General features: G+C 63.3%; 16 protein-coding genes. 11 read left to right on the forward strand and 5 right to left on the reverse strand.

The window, feature by feature from the left end; all coding sequences use genetic code 11:
• The 5 genes from yidD (at nucleotide 1) to NGR_RS17570 (ending at nucleotide 5,835) form a co-directional block, all read left to right on the forward strand.
• Nucleotides 1-378: a membrane protein insertion efficiency factor YidD gene (gene yidD / locus NGR_RS17550; RefSeq protein WP_164924282.1), complete on the forward strand. Its 378-nt coding sequence runs from the start codon at nucleotides 1-3 to the stop codon at nucleotides 376-378.
• Nucleotides 375-803, forward strand: coding sequence for a DUF2267 domain-containing protein (locus NGR_RS17555; protein WP_193377899.1), 429 nt, complete (start codon nucleotides 375-377; stop codon nucleotides 801-803). The genes yidD and NGR_RS17555 overlap by 4 nt, the downstream gene beginning before the upstream one ends.
• Before the next feature lie 13 nt (nucleotides 804-816).
• Entirely contained in the window at nucleotides 817-1,356 is a 540-nt protein-coding gene (locus tag NGR_RS17560) for a DUF1697 domain-containing protein (protein ID WP_164924284.1), read from the forward strand.
• Between the two features lie 119 nt (nucleotides 1,357-1,475).
• Entirely contained in the window at nucleotides 1,476-3,461 is a 1,986-nt protein-coding gene (gene thrS, locus NGR_RS17565) for a threonine--tRNA ligase (RefSeq protein WP_012707819.1), read from the forward strand.
• 244 nt (nucleotides 3,462-3,705) lie between these two features.
• Complete coding sequence (locus NGR_RS17570; RefSeq protein WP_012707820.1) at nucleotides 3,706-5,835, forward strand: bifunctional diguanylate cyclase/phosphodiesterase; 2,130 nt, start codon at nucleotides 3,706-3,708, stop codon at nucleotides 5,833-5,835.
• Between the two features lie 122 nt (nucleotides 5,836-5,957).
• On the opposite strand, the gene NGR_RS17575 is transcribed toward NGR_RS17570, so the two are convergent.
• The gene (locus NGR_RS17575) at nucleotides 5,958-6,959 is read right to left on the reverse strand and encodes a hypothetical protein (RefSeq protein ID WP_012707821.1); all 1,002 of its coding nucleotides are present in this window, start codon (nucleotides 6,957-6,959) and stop codon (nucleotides 5,958-5,960) included.
• Between the two features lie 100 nt (nucleotides 6,960-7,059).
• Between NGR_RS17575 and NGR_RS17580 the strand changes: the two genes are divergently transcribed.
• Nucleotides 7,060-7,644, forward strand: coding sequence for a nitroreductase family protein (locus tag NGR_RS17580; protein ID WP_012707822.1), 585 nt, complete (start codon nucleotides 7,060-7,062; stop codon nucleotides 7,642-7,644).
• Nucleotides 7,644-8,246 (forward strand): flavin reductase family protein, encoded by a 603-nt coding sequence (locus NGR_RS17585; RefSeq protein ID WP_012707823.1) that lies wholly within the window; start codon nucleotides 7,644-7,646, stop codon nucleotides 8,244-8,246. The genes NGR_RS17580 and NGR_RS17585 overlap by 1 nt, the downstream gene beginning before the upstream one ends.
• A 266-nt stretch (nucleotides 8,247-8,512) precedes the next feature.
• On the opposite strand, the gene NGR_RS17595 is transcribed toward NGR_RS17585, so the two are convergent.
• Nucleotides 8,513-9,226 carry an aldolase gene (locus NGR_RS17595; RefSeq protein WP_012707824.1) on the reverse strand — a complete coding sequence of 238 codons (714 nt, stop codon included), beginning with the start codon at nucleotides 9,224-9,226 and terminating at the stop codon, nucleotides 8,513-8,515.
• A 72-nt stretch (nucleotides 9,227-9,298) separates the two neighbouring features.
• Between NGR_RS17595 and NGR_RS17600 the strand changes: the two genes are divergently transcribed.
• Nucleotides 9,299-10,417, forward strand: coding sequence for a DUF2336 domain-containing protein (locus NGR_RS17600; protein WP_012707825.1), 1,119 nt, complete (start codon nucleotides 9,299-9,301; stop codon nucleotides 10,415-10,417).
• Nucleotides 10,418-10,425: 8 nt separating this feature from the next.
• On the opposite strand, the gene NGR_RS17605 is transcribed toward NGR_RS17600, so the two are convergent.
• Complete coding sequence (locus tag NGR_RS17605; protein ID WP_012707826.1) at nucleotides 10,426-10,857, reverse strand: hypothetical protein; 432 nt, start codon at nucleotides 10,855-10,857, stop codon at nucleotides 10,426-10,428.
• Nucleotides 10,858-11,082: 225 nt separating this feature from the next.
• On the opposite strand from NGR_RS17605, the gene NGR_RS17610 reads away from it, so the two are divergent.
• Complete coding sequence (locus NGR_RS17610) at nucleotides 11,083-11,544, forward strand: GNAT family N-acetyltransferase (RefSeq protein WP_012707827.1); 462 nt, start codon at nucleotides 11,083-11,085, stop codon at nucleotides 11,542-11,544.
• 67 nt (nucleotides 11,545-11,611) lie between these two features.
• Here the strand turns inward: NGR_RS17610 and NGR_RS17615 are convergent, their stop codons facing one another.
• Together NGR_RS17615 and parE are read right to left on the reverse strand one after the other, a co-directional pair.
• Nucleotides 11,612-12,862, reverse strand: coding sequence for an IS110 family transposase (locus tag NGR_RS17615; protein ID WP_012707828.1), 1,251 nt, complete (start codon nucleotides 12,860-12,862; stop codon nucleotides 11,612-11,614).
• A 443-nt stretch (nucleotides 12,863-13,305) separates the two neighbouring features.
• The gene (parE, locus tag NGR_RS17620; protein WP_012707829.1) at nucleotides 13,306-15,363 is read right to left on the reverse strand and encodes a DNA topoisomerase IV subunit B; all 2,058 of its coding nucleotides are present in this window, start codon (nucleotides 15,361-15,363) and stop codon (nucleotides 13,306-13,308) included.
• A 253-nt stretch (nucleotides 15,364-15,616) separates the two neighbouring features.
• Between parE and NGR_RS17625 the strand changes: the two genes are divergently transcribed.
• Together NGR_RS17625 and NGR_RS17630 are read left to right on the forward strand one after the other, a co-directional pair.
• Entirely contained in the window at nucleotides 15,617-16,495 is an 879-nt protein-coding gene (locus NGR_RS17625; protein WP_164924285.1) for an alpha/beta hydrolase, read from the forward strand.
• Between the two features lie 27 nt (nucleotides 16,496-16,522).
• Nucleotides 16,523-17,845 (forward strand): FAD-binding oxidoreductase, encoded by a 1,323-nt coding sequence (locus NGR_RS17630; RefSeq protein WP_432654031.1) that lies wholly within the window; start codon nucleotides 16,523-16,525, stop codon nucleotides 17,843-17,845.

Consider the following 17,845-nt stretch of genomic DNA (forward strand, 5'->3'; position numbering starts at 1 on the left):
ATGTGCGGAAAGCCGCAATCCGACCAGGTTCCCGGAGGCAGCCAGAGCGTCATCGCCGGCAGTGGCCGCAATTGGTCCGGGCCGTTCCGCAAGACGCCCGGCCGGCTCTTCGGCATGGGGGCCATCCGCGCCTACCAACTGACGCTGTCGAGTTTCATCGGCAATTCCTGCCGGCATCTTCCGACCTGTTCGGAATATGGCTATGAGGCGATAGGCCGGCACGGTCTCTGGACCGGGGGATGGCTGACGCTGTTCCGCGTCGTGCGCTGTGGTCCCGGCGGGAGTCATGGATTCGATCCGGTGCCGGATAGGCTTGCGCTGCGGCAGCGATGGTATGCACCATGGCGGCTTTGGCGGCGTTCGTCAGAGGACGCGTGAGCATCATGACGATCCCCATGGAATATCGGCAGGCGTCCGTCGATTTTGACCGCTTCATCCTCGATGCGCGCGACACGGCCGGCCTGCAGACGACCAATCAGGCCTATACGATGGTGCAGGCGGTGCTGCAGACCTTTCGACGCCGGCTCGAGATTTCCGAAGCGCTGATTTTCGCCAACGCACTGCCGCCGGTGCTGCGGGCGATCTTCGTCGCCGATTGGGATCTTGAGGAGCCGACGGTGCCTTTTTCCGGCCGTGTCGCGATGACGCGCGAGGTCCAGGCGTTTCGCGTCAACCACAATGTGTCGCCGGATTCGGCCATCGCGGACGTCGCGGCGGCCCTCCGGCGAAACATTGACGAAGCGAAGTTGGACCGCGTACTTGTGCAACTTCCGCAGGGCGCCGTGGATTTCTGGCGGGCGTGATTTCGAGGCGCGAATGACAAGCTACGTGGCGCTGCTCTATAGCATCATACTGGGCGAGGGGCGGCGCGTCGTGATGGCGGATCTTCGCCAGATGGCGGAGCGGCTCGGCTATCGCTCTCCACGCACGCTTGTCGCCACCGGCAATCTCATCTTCGAGGCACGTGAACAGCCGCTCGCAGATGTCGAATCGGCCCTTGAGAGGGCATTCCTGGAGACATTCGGCCGGCATGTGGACATCATCGTGCGGAGGGCCGATGACTGGCTGAAGCTCGCCGCCGACAATCCATTCGTCGCTGCAAGCGAGGAGGATCCGGCTCGCGTCCACATTCGCGTGATGCGTTCGCCGCTTCGGCCGGATGTGGCCGATGGACTCCGCAGCTATTGCACGAGAGGCGAACGCCTCGAGATCGTCGGCGGTGATCTCTGGGTCGATTTCGGCGGCAAGGCGAGCGAGTCGAAACTGCTCGGCGCCGCAACCCCGAAACGGCTGGGCATCGGGACGTGGCGCAACTGGAACACGGTCAGGGGTTTGCGCGCCATGCTTGACAGTTGAGAGGCTGCCGCGCCTTTACTCGCCAGTCAAAAACCTTTATCAGGCCCGCGTCAATTCACCGGCCCGTCCGGAAAACCATACCACCCGCATTCGTTGGCGGGACTGGATAGGAGATCATGATGTCGCATTCCGTTTCCCTTACATTCCCCGATGGCTCCGTCCGCGAGTTCGCCGCCGGCACGACCGGCCGCGATGTGGCCGAGTCGATCTCGAAGTCGCTGGCCAAGAAGGCTGTCGCGATCGCACTCGACGGCGAGCTTCGTGACCTTTCCGATCCGATAGCTGACGGCAAGATCGAGATCGTCACGCGTGAAGACAAGCGCGCGCTGGAGCTCATCCGCCACGATGCGGCCCACGTGATGGCCGAAGCCGTGCAGGAATTGTGGCCGGGAACGCAGGTGACCATCGGTCCCGTCATCGACAACGGTTTCTACTACGACTTCGCCAAGAACGAGCCCTTCACGCCCGACGACCTGCCGGTCATCGAGAAGAAGATGAAGGAGATCATCGCGCGCAACAACCCTTTCTCCAAGGAGGTTTGGTCGCGCGACAAGGCGAAGGAGGTCTTTGCTGCGAAGGGTGAGAGCTACAAGGTCGAGCTCGTCGACGCGATTCCCGAAGGGCAGGACCTGAAGATCTACTACCAGGGCGACTGGTTCGACCTCTGCCGCGGCCCGCATATGGCGTCCACCGGCCAGATCGGTACGGCCTTCAAGCTGATGAAGGTGGCCGGCGCCTATTGGCGCGGCGACAGCAACAATCCGATGCTGACCCGCATCTACGGTACTGCGTGGCATACGCAGGAAGAGCTCGACCAATATCTGCACGTGCTCGCCGAAGCCGAGAAGCGCGACCATCGCCGTCTTGGGCGCGAGATGGATCTCTTCCATTTCCAGGAGGAAGGTCCTGGCGTCGTCTTCTGGCACGGCAAGGGCTGGCGCGTGTTCCAGAGCCTCGTCGCCTATATGCGCCGCAGGCTTGAAGTCGACTACCAGGAGGTCAACGCGCCCCAGGTCCTCGACAAGTCGCTCTGGGAAACCTCCGGTCACTGGGGCTGGTATCGCGACAACATGTTCAAGGTGACGGTTGCCGGCGACGAAACGGATGACGATCGGGTCTTCGCGCTCAAGCCGATGAACTGCCCAGGGCACATCCAGATCTTCAAGCACGGTCTGAAGTCTTACCGCGAACTGCCTGTGCGGATGGCCGAATTCGGAGCGGTGCATCGTTACGAACCGTCCGGCGCGCTGCACGGCCTGATGCGCGTGCGGGGCTTCACGCAGGATGACGCGCACATCTTCTGCACCGACGAGCAGATGGCGGCCGAATGCCTGAAGATCAACGATCTGATCCTCTCCGTCTATGAGGACTTCGGCTTCAAGGAGATCGTCGTCAAGCTTTCGACGCGGCCCGACAAGCGCGTCGGCTCCGACGCGCTCTGGGATCGCGCCGAAGCGGTGATGACGGACGTGTTGAACACCATCGAGGCCCAATCCGAAGGCCGCATCAAGACTGGCATCCTGCCGGGCGAGGGCGCCTTCTACGGGCCCAAGTTCGAATACACGCTGAAGGATGCGATCGGCCGCGAATGGCAGTGCGGAACGACCCAGGTCGATTTCAATCTGCCGGAACGGTTCGGGGCCTTCTACATCGACAAGGATTCGGAGAAGCGCCAGCCGGTTATGATCCACCGCGCCATTTGTGGTTCGATGGAGCGGTTCCTCGGTATCCTGCTCGAAAACTACGCCGGCCATATGCCGCTCTGGATCTCGCCGCTGCAGGTGGTGGTCGCAACGATCACTTCGGACGCGGACGATTACGGCCGCGAGGTCGCGGCGCGGCTGCGCGAGGCCGGGCTTACCGTCGAGACCGACTTCCGCAACGAGAAGATCAACTACAAGATCCGCGAGCATTCGGTAACGAAGGTCCCGGTAATCGTCGTCTGCGGCAAGCGCGAGGCGGAAGAGCGCTCGGTCAACATCCGGCGCCTCGGCTCCCAGGCGCAGACGGCGATGTCGCTCGAGGAGGCGGTCGCCGCCCTTTCGAGCGAAGCGATGGCACCTGACCTCAAGCGCAAGATGGAACGCAGCGCGCGGGCGGCCTGAGCCCGGCTCTGGCTCTTGAAACAGTTTGCGCACGCCTGGACGGACGTGCGCCAACATGTCGGAACTCGAAAAGGCCGGCCCGGGTTTCCACAAGCGTTCCTGCGTTCATCCCGCCGTTAACCATGGCTCTTAATCGGCCTTACATGATCGGACGCTAAAGAAGGAAGCGCAGCGCATTGCGCGGACATGATGTCTCCTGCAGTCCGAAAGGCATGGCCCTTCAATCCTCGTCCGCAGACACATCATGTCGCTCAATTTCGCCGAACGGCGCATGCGCGCCCAGACGTCCGTCATCGTCGCTGCAACAATCTGCTTTCTTGTAATCGCTTTGTTGCTGACAGGCCTCATGGCCTACGTCGTGGCGGAGATGACCCGCTCGGCAAACGAGATCGATGACGCCAGGGCCAGTCGCGCTGCACAGACGGCCATTGCAGCTTTTACCGACCGGCTGAGCACGACCGTTAGGGACAACGCAGTCTGGGACCAAGCCTACGAGGCAATCATTACTGCCGAGGCCAAGGACTGGGCATATGACAACTGGGGATCGACCTCGGAGGACTACCCGCTCTATGATGGGGCGATTGTCACCAGCCCGGACGGTAGCGTGGTTTCGGCCTACAGGAAGGGTAAGCCCTTCGAGCCGCGCGGCTATTTCGGCGAAGCATTCGCGCGTCAAATCCGGGCCGCCGAAACTGCCGGCCAATCGCCTTTGCTCAACTTTTTCGAGACCGACGATGGCGTCGCGCTGGTCGGATCTCAGGCAGTTCAACCATATCGGTCCGGTGCCGAACTTCCGAAGCTCAGTGTCCTGACCTTCTATAAGCTGCTGACCCCCGACGTTATCGCCGCGCTGTCCAACGAACACGGGCTTGACGGGCTGCGCCTCCAGGCTGGACCGCCATCGGGCCTTCTGAACACTGCCGTCAGGAGCATCGACGGTACGGCGATAGCCTATCTCGCCTGGCCCAGCACGGCCCCGGGAAGCGTTGTCTTCAACAAAGTCTATCCCTATGTGGCCTCTGCCGCCGCTATTCTCGTCGTGTTTCTGGGGGGCGTCCTCTTTGCCGGCGGATCCGAAGCGCGGCGCCTCCATCGCCTGGCGGAAACAGCTCGGTTTCAAGCGAATCACGACAGCCTGAGCGGATTGCTGAACAGGCACGGACTTCTGGACTTCCTGGAACGATCGGAGCCCACGGCTTCTTCGATGCTGTCGCTGTATCTGGTCGATCTCGATGGCTTCAAGGCCGTCAATGACGCCTGGGGCCATGCGGTGGGCGATGCCCTGATCCGCCTCGTCGCGAAGGCGCTGCCGGCCTGCCATCCGGAGATCGTCGCGGCGGCGAGACTGGGTGGCGACGAATTCGCCTTGGTGCAGGTCGGAACGGCGCCGCATGGCGAAATCGAGCGCGCAATACTTGCGCTTCTGGTCGAACCTTTCAAGATAGACGACCGCACGATCGAAGTCGGTGCGAGTATCGGCGCCGCCGTCCGTGCGGATAGTCTGGCATCGTTGGAACTGCTCCGCCGAGCCGATATGGCTCTCTATCGCGCCAAGGAAAATGGCAAGGGGCAGGCGGTTCAATATGACCTGGAACTGGATCGGGAACGCCAGCGTATTGCGGAACTCGAAGGAGATTTGAGGCGCGCCATAACCAGTGGAGCCATCGAGCCGGCCTTTCAGCCGCTCGTCTCAGCGGCCACGGGAGAGATCGTCGGTGTGGAAGCACTGGCCCGTTGGCCGAGCCCGGCCGGAAACATCAGCCCCGAAATATTCATTCCGCTTGCCGAAAAGTCCGGCCTCATCGACGTCCTCGGCGTGCACATGCTGCGGACAGCCATTCGCCATACGAAAAATTGGCCGGGCTTGGCACTTTCGGTCAACGTCTCGCCGATCCAGCTGTGCAATCCCGACTTCGCCGCCCAGGTGATTGCCGTCCTCAAGGAATTCGATTTCGATCCGGGCCGCCTGACGCTGGAAATAACCGAGGGCGTGCTGATGACGAGCCCCGATCAGGCGCGCCGGTCGATCGATCATCTGAAGTGCTTCGGCATCAAGTTCGCTCTCGACGACTTCGGTTGCGGTTATGCGAGTATCGGTGCCTTGCGGCAGTTCGGCTTCGATCGCATGAAGATCGACCGCTCGCTTGTGTCCGGTGTGGAGAATGCCGTCAACGGCATAGAGGTGCTTCGCGCGACGATCTCCTTGGCGACGGCCCTCGATATCCCCGTCACGGCCGAGGGGATCGAGAACGCTCGTCAGGCGGCGATACTTCGGGAGACCGGCTGCGACCAATTGCAAGGCTACCTGGTCGGCAAGCCCATGTCGGCTCGCGACATTTCTATCAGATTGCTTCATGAGGCGTCGGCGGCTTGAACCTGCTGCGCTTAAATTGGTGCCGGCAACGGGACGGATTCGAACTCACCCCTACCTTCCCGCAACGGGAATGCATTGACGCCGAGTGAGCTCGTTGCGGTCAAGCCAGGCTGCAGATGTCGTCAATCCTGGGCGCTGGCGTTCGCGGTCTCGTTGGGCGCGGCATTGCCGTTCAGCAGGACTTCCACATCGGTATTGACGCCGGCCTTCACGGCGAAGTCGCGCTGATAGATCTTGTCCTTGTTGCGCGCCACGGCCGTGTAACTGCCTTCCGCAAGCACCAGCGTTGGGAAGGCGCCGACGCTTTCGCTCACGACGTCGCCCGACGACGTCAGGATCGACCAGGCGGTATCGGCGATCGCCTCGCCGCCCGCTTCCGAGACGAGCTTCAGTGTGAGCTTCGCGGCGCGATGCTGGATGGTTGCTTCGGTCAGCTTGCCGGCCTCCACCTGAATATCGGCGCGGATCACCGCATTGACCGAGCCATAGTCGGAGACGACATGATAGGTGCCGGCGCCGAGCCGGACCACCGTGCTGGGCTTCACGTCGGCGACGATCAGGGCGCGCTCGCCGTCTTCCTTCTCATCGGAGGAGAAGATCGAAAAGCTGAGCTCGGTCGGTGGAATACGCACGTCGCTGCCGGAGACGGCATTCAGCATGACGCCGCCGGCATCGAGCACAAGGATCTGTTTGTCCAAGGCGCCTTGCTCCGGCACGCGAATTTTGCGGGTGGCCGCGGCGCGACCGAAGGCGACGTTGACGAAATATTCGCCGGGCACGAGATTGAAGGCCGTGGAACCGCCTTCCGAGGTGGCCAGCAGCGGGAGTTTTCCGTCGCCGCCGGGAATGGGACTGAAGACCCGCCAGGTCAGGCCCGACTCGACCGGCTGACCGTCCGCCGTCAGCAGGGCCTCGAGCTTCACGTCCTTCAGTTCGCCGTTCTGCGTGGGGTCGCTGACGAGCGGATTGAAACTCGTAAGCTTTGGCATCTTCCGGCTGCCGGAGATCGACGGAAAGCTCTTGAAGGCGTCGGTCGCGTCTTCGGCAAGTGCCCGCTCCGCACCGGAACCGGCGAGGATGATCGCCAAGGCGGTTCTCAGCAGAATACGAGGGCGGATGCGCATGAGGACAGTTGACTTCCTGACTTGATGACTCCACTTGAGACGCCGGTATGGCATTTTCGTGGCTGTCGATCCGGCGGCAAGTTAGTGGAATTCGCTCGATATGAAAACCGAAATTAAGCTCGTCGACTATCTCGCTTCCCGCAGGTCTATTCCAGCCTTCCAGATGGGGTCGCCCGGGCCGGGCAGGGCCGAGGTGGAGGAGATGCTGAGGCTCGCCTCCCGCGTGCCGGACCATGGCAAACTCGCTCCCTGGCGCTTCATCGTCTATCGCGGCGAGGAGAGGGCGAGGATCAGCGCCGAGTTGAAGAGGATGGCGCTTGCCGCCAGGCCGGATCTCTCGGAGGAACTGATCAAGGTCGAGGAGACGCGGCTGACGCGCGCCCCGGTCGTCGTCGCCGTCGTCAGCAAGGCCGCGCCGCATTTCAAGATTCCCGAATGGGAGCAGATGATGTCGGCCGGCGCCGTGTGCCTCAACCTGTTGATGGCAGCAAACGCGCTCGGCTATGCTTCCAACTGGCTGACCGAATGGTATGCCTTCGACGAGAGAGCCTATCCGCTGCTGGGCGTGGCGCCGGGCGAAAGGATCGCCGGGTTCATCCACATCGGCACGGCAATGGTGCCGCCGACCGAGCGGCCGCGGCCGGAACTGGCCGAGATCGTCACCTGGGTCGGGAAAGACGCCTGATGTTCTACGAAACCGCTTCCAATCAGCACGGCTTGCCGCACGACCCCTTCAAGGCGATCGTGTCGCCGCGGCCGATCGGCTGGATTGGCACGCGTGCCACGGACGGCGCGTTGAACCTCGCGCCCTATTCCTTCTTCAATGCGATCAGCGACCGGCCGAAGCTCGTGATGTTTTCATCGAGCGGCTACAAGGATTCGGTGCGCAATATCGAAGCGACAGGTGAATTCACCGCGAGCTTCGCCAGCCGCAACCTGAGCGAGGCGGTCAACATGACCTCGATGGCGGCGCCGCATGGCGACAGCGAGTTCGAGATCGCCGGATTGACGCCGGTCGAGGGGACGCTCGTCAAGGCGCCTTTCGTCGGCGAGGCCTTCGCCGCGCTCGAATGCCGGATGACGGAGATGTTCCAGCCGAAGGGCCTCGATGGCACGGCGTCGGACAGCTATGTCGTCATCGGCGCGGTCGTCGGCATCCATATCCGCGACGAGGCGATCCGCGACGGACGTTTCGACGTGACGGCGGTGAGGCCGCTCGCGCGCCTCGGCTATATGGATTACTGCGATGGCGGCGATGTCTTCCAGATGACGCGTCCGGTCCGCTAGAGCCTTTCCTGGTTAAATTGAAGCATTCTGCCGAGCAGGTTTTCGTCAGGGCAGAGGCGATTGTCGAAGGTCGTACCCGAAGGTACGGCCGAGGCGATCGCCTCTGATCCTGGCGGAAAGATGCCCGGCCCTTCGGGTTGGCTGAAGCGGGCGGCCTGTTTGCTCGGCTGGCTTGGCCGTATGCGTTGGCTACGCCGCGCGCCAGCCGAGCAAACATTCCACTCCGCTTAAGCCAACAGAATGGTTCAATTTAACCAGGAAAGGCTCTAGGTTTCCGGCTGCGCCCGCGCCTCGGCGAGAAGATCGATCTGCAGCGATGAGCGGGCAGCCACGGCCGAGAAGCCGTTTTCCAGGCTGTTTGTCTCTAGCCGTTGCACCGCCGCCTCGTCGACGGCATCGGCGGGCAGCATGTCGTAGGCCGCGATGCCGGCTTCCCAAGCCCGGAGCACCACCGCGGCGCGCCCGGCCCGGACGACAGCCGGCACATCGCCAGTCCCGGTTACGCGCCGGCAACCGCACGCTTCCGCGAGAGCAGAGGCGTCGAATATCAGTGCCGATAGGCGCGGGGAAACGCCTGCCATCGAGTGAGGTGAGAGCACGCTTTCGGCAACCGTGGCATATTCCGCAAGCAGTGCCGTTCGGCCCTCGTGTATTCCTGCGGCTGCTTCGGCGACTTTCAGCATCACTTCGACCTTCTGGATATCGGCCGGTCCCCGGCACGCCGTCAGCACGACGCCGTCGATATCGGCGAGGAGGCTCGAAAGACCCTCGACATCGGTGGCGTCCGCGAGCTCGATCCGCGCGAGAAAAAGGCAGGCCGACTGCCCTTTGCCGGCGTGCCGCACGCTTGGCCGGCTTTGAAGCGTCGTCGCATCGACAACGATCGCTCCGACGGCCTGCAGCACCTTCTCGGTGGGAGGCGGATCGCCCGCCGCAAGATACAGCAGAGGCTTCATGGTTTGTGCGCGGTTAACGGACATGGTGAACCAATCTTAAACCTTTGACCGCTAATATTCGGACATTGGGGCTGTCGGGTGTCTAGTGGGGCATAGGTGATCATACAAGCATTTCTTCGCTGGGTCGAAACGGCGAGAACCGGCGATCGCGCACGCGCGGCCAGCGCGCTTGGGCGAGCCTATGCCCAGGCCGAGATGAACGGCCTCGATCGGCATGCCGCCGAGATGGCAATGACCTTCCTGTTGGACGATCCTTCGCCACGGGTGCGTCTGGCGCTGGTCGAAGCCATGGCCGATTGCCCGACGGCGCCGCGAGCGATCGTCCGGGCGCTGGCCGAGGACCAGCCCGAAATCGCTTTCGCGGCAATCGCCCGTTCGCCGGTGCTTACCGATGTAGATCTCGTCGACCTCGCGGCGCGCGGCACGGCGGAGACGCGTGCGCTGATCGCGGCGCGGGGCGCCGTGTCCTGTTCCGTCGCCGCTGCGATCGCCGAGATCGGCGACGAGGAGGAGGTTTCGGTCCTTCTCGAAAATAGCGGCGCGGTGCTCCTGCAGGGCTCTCTCAGGAGGATCGCGCATCGCCTCGGGCATGCTGCGGCCGTCCGCGACCGGCTGCTCAGTCGCGCCGACCTGCCGAGCGACGCGCGGCATGCGCTTGCCGAGAAGATCGGTGCGGCGCTCTCGGCTTGCGAACTCGTCCAGGCGGTCATCGGTTCGGCTCGCGTGGAGCGGGTCACGCGAGAGGCGTGCGACGCCGCGGCCTTGGCAATGACGGCAGCCGCGTCGCCGAATGACTTGTCCCAGATGGTCGCCCATTTGCGCGAGACAGGGCGCTTGACACCTGCCTTTCTGATGAGGGCACTCTGCGGCGGTGCCACGGAATTCTTTACCCTGGCGGTGGCCGATCTTTCCGGTCTGGCGGAAAAGCGTGTACGCTCGATCCTTTTCGGTGGGCGTGTGCATTCGATCCGCGCACTCTTGCAGAGCGCCGGCCTGGCGCGCGATATCAGCGAAGCCTTCGCTGATGCCGTTCTGTATTTGCAGGCGCAGGCGGGCGAGGGCGCCGCGCCGCTCGCCGCTCTCCTCGAGCGCCTTCGTCGGAACCCGTCCTCGACGTCGGCCTCCGTCGCCGAATTCGTTGAACGATTGGGCTTTGCTGAACAACGGCAGATCGCCCGGGACTATGCCCTGCTTGCTTCGCGCCAGGCAGCCTGATCAGAGGCTCAATCGCCGAACCGACGCGCCACCCAGGAATAGCCGTCTTCCATGTAGTGTACCGGAGCACTGACGATCGCTTGCAGCTTCTCGCGGTCCGGCACCGCGCCGCCGAGCCATGTCAGGGCGCGCTTCGGCAGGCCGGGTTTTTCCTCCTGCTTTGCGGGAGCCGTTGCCGCTTGCTGCGGCGCCGCGTTGATCTCCGGGGTGGCCGTGGGAGCCTGCTCCGGATCGGCGGCCGCCATGTCCGTGCCCGAGGTTTCGCAAACGGCCACGACGACCGGATAGTTCTTGTCGGAGAACTTCGGCAGCTCCTTTTGGGATTCCCTATCGCACTGGGCGATCGACGGCCATGTGCCGTTCACGGTCGAGATGTAGTGGCATTGCGTGACATTGTCATCGCAACCGAGGATGGTCATGACGATCAGGGCGGCTTTCATATCTTAGGTCCGTTTACAAGTCTGTTGTCATTATCTTATGGAGCCTGGATTGTTTCCGAAGTAGGGCAGAATTGCCGCCCAACGAAACAATTTGTTTCGGTCCGTCACTCGGATTGATTGCAAGTCCTCCTGCGCCGTTTGACGTATTGGCGCCGTTCGCCATCGCGGATAGTTTTCGCCCGGGTCGCTCGCGCATGGGCGACAGATTTGCGTTGAGGTTTTGGAATGACCGCCATCACTATTGCCGAGGAGCCGCCGCGCCAGCCGCCTATCCTCCGCCTGCTTGAACTCTCCGATGCCTATGCGGCATCGCTTTATCCGGCCGAAAGCAATCATATGGTCGATGTCTCGGCCCTGGAAATGCCGACGGTGTCCTTCTTTGTCGCGCGATCGGACGGCGAGATCGTCGGCTGCTGTGCGTTGGTGGAAGCCGGCGATGGTACGGCGGAGATCAAGCGGATGTTCGTCGATCCGGAGGCGAGGGGACTGAAAGTCGGCAGGCGGCTTCTTGCCGCGATGGAGGCCAAGGCGGAAAGGCGGGGTCTGACCGCTATCCGGCTCGAAACCGGCATCCACCAGCCGGAGGCGATCGGCCTCTACAAGTCGTCCGGTTATGTGGAGCGGCCGCCGTTCGGCAGCTATCTGGCCGATCCGCTGAGCTTGTTTATGGAGAAACGGGTCGGGTAGGACGCGCGGCACAACTGCCCCTCACCCTAACCCTCTCCCCGCTCGCGGGGAGAGGACTCCCCACCGTTTAGCAAGAGAGTTTCTGCTCGGCCAAGGAAGGATTGAAGGTGGTGCCGGTTTTCAGCATTGCGCATGCGACGTTGAGGAGGCGGTCGGCGACGGATCGCAGGGCACGACCGTGGCTGTGACCTCGGCTTCGAAGGGCGGCGTACTTCAAACGGCTCCGAGAGTCGTGCTGAATGGCGACGCGTGCCCAATGGTACATGGCGTTGGCGAGCCGGTCGTGGCAGGCCTGTCTTCTGATGACGATGCAGCTCTTGCCGGACCGCTTGGTAACGGGCGCGACTCCTGTCAAACTGCGCAAGGCGGCGTGGTCACGTCGCTGCAGGGCATCGAAGGCTTCTGCGAGCAGCGTGGCGAGGACGATCCTTCCCACTCCCGGCAAGGATGCGAGGATCTCCACGTCATGCTGCTTCCTCTGCCCCGGCTCGGTCTCCTCGGTCGGGACAAGGCGGGCAGTCAGGGTATCGAGCCGCTGATGCGCTTGCTTGAGCTGCCGGTTCACGAGGCGAATGCGGGCAATGAGCGTGGCAATGTGGGCGCTGGCGGCTTCGGTCGTCCCGGCGGCGACCTTGACGGGCGGCGTGCGCAGCACGGCGAGCACATGGGTGGCGTCGACGCGGCGGATGCGGTTGCGTTTGAGAAGCTTGGCGATCGTCGCCGCGCGGATCCGCGCGGCTTTGGCCGGCGTCGGCACGGCTTCCCAGAGATCGAGCAGCCACTCGGCCCCGAGGTCGTTTTCGAGCTCGAGCAGCGCAGGAAAGTAGCGCCAGAGCTGCTCGCGCATGCGGTTGGTCAACCGGTTGCGCTCGGCGCCGAGGTCCTCGGCCATGCGCGACCATTCGCGCAATTCGATGACGACAGGATCGGCGGCGGCAAGCAGCCGGAAGCACCGGCGATCGGTGCGCAAGGCCGAGGCCATCACTTCGGCATCGCGGCTGTCGTCCTTGGCGCCGGCCAGGGTGAACCGGTCGCGAAAGCGATCCATTTGTTTCGGGTTGATGGCATGCACCTGGCAGCCGCGCTCGATCAGCGTCTCGACCACGGGCCCGTGCGGCACCTCGATCGCGACCTGGATTTGCCCGGCCTCGGTTGCACCGCTGGTTGCCGTCAGCCAGGCCGCCAGCTCGGCGAGCCCTTCGCCGCCGTGCCTGAAGACCCTTTCGCCGATTTTCCGGCCATCACCATCCGTGAGGAACACATGATGGCTCTCCGACGCCCAGTCGACGCCGGCATAGAATTGTTTCTGATCGGTCATCCCTTCTCCTCGTCCAAGCCTGCGAGCCACCGCGATCTTCGCCGATCCCTGTACTGGCGCTCGGAAACGGATACAGCTCCGGCGCGGACTCCCCACGGGGCATCGATCACGGCCAATCCGACGGGGCACGCGTCCTCTCCAGGTGGTCGGGCCACAGGGGACAATTGGTTGCTCCCGACGAATCGGCTCGGTTCAGGAAGGCTACGCCAATTTCGGCCATCGTCGCGGGTCATGCTTCATTCCGCTACGCTTCACTTCGCACGACACGCGACGACGGCGTGCAACCCAAGAACCGCCGGAAAAAGGTACAGGGGACTTGGGGGCGGAGCGTTGCCGCGAGTCCCTTCGCCCCGCGTGCGGGGAGAAGGTGGCCGGCAGGCCGGATGAGGGGCAAAAAATACGTGCTGGTTCAAGGAGACCGGCGGCAATGACCGCCGCCGCTCTCAAATATCCAGATTCTCCACAAACACGGCGCGCTCCTGGATAAAGCGGAAGCGCGCGTCGGCCTTCGTTCCCATCAGGTTGTCGACGGCCTCGCGCGTCCCCTCGAAATCAACGTCGTCGATCTCGACCTTGAGCAGGGTCCGGTTGGCCGGATCCATGGTCGTTTCCTTGAGCTGTGCCGGAAGCATCTCGCCCAAACCCTTGAACCGGCCGATCTCGACCTTGCCGCGGCCGTTGAATTCGGTGCGCATCAGTTCTTCGCGATGCGCGTCGTCGCGCGCATAGAACGTCCTGGAGCCCTGGCTCAATCGGTAGAGCGGCGGCACGGCGAGGTAGAGATGGCCGCCGCGAATGAGTTCCGGCATCTCCTGATAGAAGAAGGTGATCAAGAGCGAGGCGATGTGGGCACCGTCGACGTCCGCGTCGGTCATGATGATGACTCGCTCGTAGCGAAGATCCTCCTCGCGGTATTTCGACCGCGTACCGCAGCCGAGCGCCTGGACGAGGTCGGTGATCTGCTGGTTGGCGCCGAGCTTTTCGCGGCCGGCACTGGCGACGTTGAGGATCTTGCCGCGCAGGGGCAGGATGGCCTGGTTGGCGCGGTTGCGCGCCTGCTTGGCCGAGCCGCCTGCCGAGTCGCCCTCGACGATGAAGAGTTCAGCGCCTTCCGCGGTGTTCTGCGCGCAGTCGGCGAGCTTGCCTGGCAGGCGCAGCTTGCGCACCGCGGTCTTGCGATTGACTTCCTTTTCCTTGCGTCGGCGGACGCGCTCCTCGGCACGCTCGATCACCCAGTCGAGAAGCTTCGCGGCTTCGCCCGGATTGTCGGCGAGATAGTGGTCGAAAGGGTCGCGCAGGGCGTTCTCGACGATGCGCTGCGCCTCCACGGTCGCAAGCTTGTCCTTCGTCTGGCCGACGAATTCCGGCTCGCGGATGAAGACCGAGAGCATGCCTGCCGCCGAGATCATCACGTCGTCGGTGGTGACGATCGCGGCCCGCTTGTTCTGCGTGAGCTCGGCGTAGTTCTTCAAACCCTTGGTGAGCGCGATGCGCAGGCCCGCCTCGTGCGTGCCGCCTTCCGGCGTCGGGATGGTGTTGCAGTAGGAGTGGATCTGCTGGTCGCCGCCATACCAGGTAACGGCCCATTCGAGCGAGCCGTGGCCGCCGGACTTTTCCGACTTGCCGGCGAAGATCTCGCGCGTGACGGTGAATTCCTTGCCGAGCGTCGCGGCGAGATAATCCTTGAGACCGCCGGGGAAATGGAAGACCGCCTTTTCCGGAGTTTCCGAACCTTCCGGCAAGAGCGACGGATCACAGGACCAGCGGATCTCGACGCCGCCGAACAGATAGGCCTTGGAGCGGGCCATGCGGAACAGCCGCGCCGGCTCAAAGCGGGCATGCGGGCCGAAGATTTGCGGGTCCGGATGGAAGCGGACCTTCGTGCCTCGGCGATTGTGCACCTCGCCGAGCTCTTCGAGCCCACCCTGTGGAATGCCGCGGGAGAAGCGCTGGCGGTAGAGCTTGCGGTTGCGCGCCACCTCGACCTCGACCGAGTCCGACAGCGCGTTGACGACGGACACGCCGACGCCATGCAGGCCGCCCGAGGTCTCGTAAGCCTTGCCGTCGAACTTTCCGCCGGCATGCAGCACCGTCATCACCACTTCGAGGGTCGACTTGTTGGGGAACTTCGGGTGGTTTTCCACGGGAATGCCGCGGCCGTTGTCGGTCACCGTCAGGAAGCCCTCGGCGTCGAGGTATACTTCGATGAAGTTGGCGTGGCCGGCGACGGCCTCGTCCATCGAGTTGTCGATCACCTCGGCAAAGAGGTGGTGCAGCGCCTTCTCGTCCGTTCCGCCGATATACATGCCCGGCCGGCGGCGCACCGGCTCCAGCCCCTCGAGGACCTCGATGGCGGAAGCATCGTAGTCGCTGCCGTCGCTCCCCTTCGGCGTAGGCCGCGGCGCATCGCTGCCGGCGGCAGGCGCTGTCGGCTTGCGCGGCGCGTCGGCCGGCTTCGGCTGCAAGGGCATGGCGGAGAAGAGGTCGCTGCTGTCGTCCATGGAGTGGTTCAGATCATTCCTGTCGTCTCTGTCGGCAAGGCCATAGCAAGAGCAGAGCGCTGCCGCCATCTCTTGCCGCGCGAATCACCGGAATTCTGCCAGACTCTTGCGCAAAGCGCGAACAAAAGGCGAATTTCCGATGTGCCGGATGGGCGAATGGCCCGGCAACGCGACGAATTGCTCGCTTCAGTGTTGCGTAGCGAATGTCCCGGTGGCAAGGCATGGGCCGAACCAGGGAGCCCGTCGGGTGTCTATGTCCACAATTGTTTTTTCCGTCCGACTGCTGGTAGGCGCGGTGCTTTTCTTGAGCGTCGCGGCCTCCGCCATAGCCAAGCCCCTGCAGCCCTACAAGGATGCACTGTTCGGCTATCCCGCAATCCTGCGGGAGGAGGACGGCGGTGATTTCCGCGTCGTCGACTATCAGGAACTGAGGGACATCAACGGGCGCGACCAGATTCCGGAGCGACGTGTGAAGCGGGCCTATCTGTCGCTTGGCGTGAAAAGTTCGCAGGTCAACGAGACTCTCGACCTCGGTGGTCGCTCTCTCGACGTGACGCGCATCGGCCCGGATCGCGGCGCAGCCTTCACGGTAATCTTTGTCCATGGGCGCGGCGGCGACCGGCGCCTCGGCGCCAACGATTTTTCATTTGGCGGCAATTTCAACCGCCTCAAAAATCTGGCGGTCGGCAATGGCGGTGCCTACTATGCGCCGAGCATACGCTCCTTCGATGCGGCCGGCGTCGCCGATATCGCGGCGCTGATCCGCCTTGCCGCCGAGCGATCCGGCGGCCGGCCCGTGGTGCTGTCCTGCGCCTCCATGGGAAGCTTCATCTGCTGGGGCATCGCGCGCGACCAGAGGGCCACGGCAGCGCTGGGCGGCATGATGGTGATGGGCGGCGTCGCCGACCCCGCGTTTGAAGAGAGCGCGGCTTACAAGGCAAGGCTGCCGATGTTCTTCAGCCATGGCAGCAACGACAGCGTCTATCCGGCCGAGGCACAGGTTGCACTCTATCGTTCGGTGCGCAGCAAGAACTATCCCGCTCGCTTCGTGTTGTTTGAGACTGGGTCGCATGGGACGCCGGTGCGCATGACCGACTGGCGGGATGCGTTGAACTGGATTCTTGATCGATAGCCGAGAGCGCGGGCCGCATTTTGGAAAATTAGCATGGAAAAGTTTGAAAGCTGGGGGCGGCTCGACAAGCGGCCTGAAGGCGCCATCTCGCCGGATGACTACGAGGACCGGCTCGGCGCGGTCGCCCCCATGGCCTATCTCCCCTTCGGCAACGGGCGGAGCTATGGCGACGTCTGCCGCACGGATCGCGGCACGCTGGTCGACAGCGCCAGGCACGGCCGCATCCTCACCTTCGATCCGGGAACCGGGGTGATGACCTGCGAGGCCGGTGTCACATTGCGTGAAATTCTCGTGAAGGCGATACCGCACCGCTTCTTCCTGCCCGTGACGCCGGGCACGGGTTTTGTTACCGTCGGCGGGGCCGTCGCCAATGACGTGCACGGCCGGAACCATCATGCCCGCGGCTCCTTCGGCAATCATGTCCGGCGCCTGACGCTGCTGCGCTCGGATGGCCAGCGCCTAGTCTGCTCTGCCGACGAGAATGCCGAGCTCTTTGCCGCCACGATCGGCGGCCTGGGCCTGACGGGACTGATCCTCGACGTGGAACTGCGGCTGATGAAAGTTCCGTCGCCGCATGTCCAACAACACGCGATTCGTTTCGAAAACCTCGACGAATATTTCGCGCTCGTCGATCGCGTCGGCGAAGAGCACGAATATTCCGTCGCCTGGATCGATCAGCTCGCGGGGGGCCGACGTACAGGAAGGGGTGTGCTCTGGGCTGGGGACCATGCGGATGCATCCTGCGAATATCCGGACGTACCCAAGGGGCTGAAGCTCTCATTGCCCCTGTCTCTGCCGTTCAATCCGTTGAATTCCCTGACGCTGAAGGCGCTCAACGAGTACCGCTTTCGCAGGGAGGTGCCGGGGGAAACGGTTTCGACGATAAAGTGGACGTCCTACTTCCATCCGCTCGACCGGCTCGGTGCCTGGCATCGGCTTTACGGGCCGCAGGGTCCTTGCCAGCACCAAAGTGTTTATCCGGTAGAGAATGCCCAGCAGACCACGGTCCGGCTCCTGGAGACTGCCCGCAAACACGGCCACGCCTCTTTCCTGACGACAGTGCATCGTTTCGGAGACACTGCAGCCCGAGGCTTACTTTCCTTCCCTCGGCCGGGTTTCTCGCTGATCTTGGACTTCGCCAATCAAGGTGAAGCGACCGTCAAGTTGCTCGATGCTCTCGACCGGATTGTCGTCGAGGTCGGCGGCGCGGTGAATCCAAGCAAGGATCTCCGCATGGGCCCTGATGTTTTCCAGGCGTCCTTCCCGTCGTGGCGAAAGCTCGAAGCATTGCGCGATCCGGCCCTGGTCTCGGATTTCTGGAAGCGCACCGCGCTCGCGCTCAACTGCTGA

Origin of the sequence: Sinorhizobium fredii NGR234 (assembly GCF_000018545.1) — a bacterium.
Taxonomy (GTDB): domain Bacteria; phylum Pseudomonadota; class Alphaproteobacteria; order Rhizobiales; family Rhizobiaceae; genus Sinorhizobium; species Sinorhizobium fredii_A.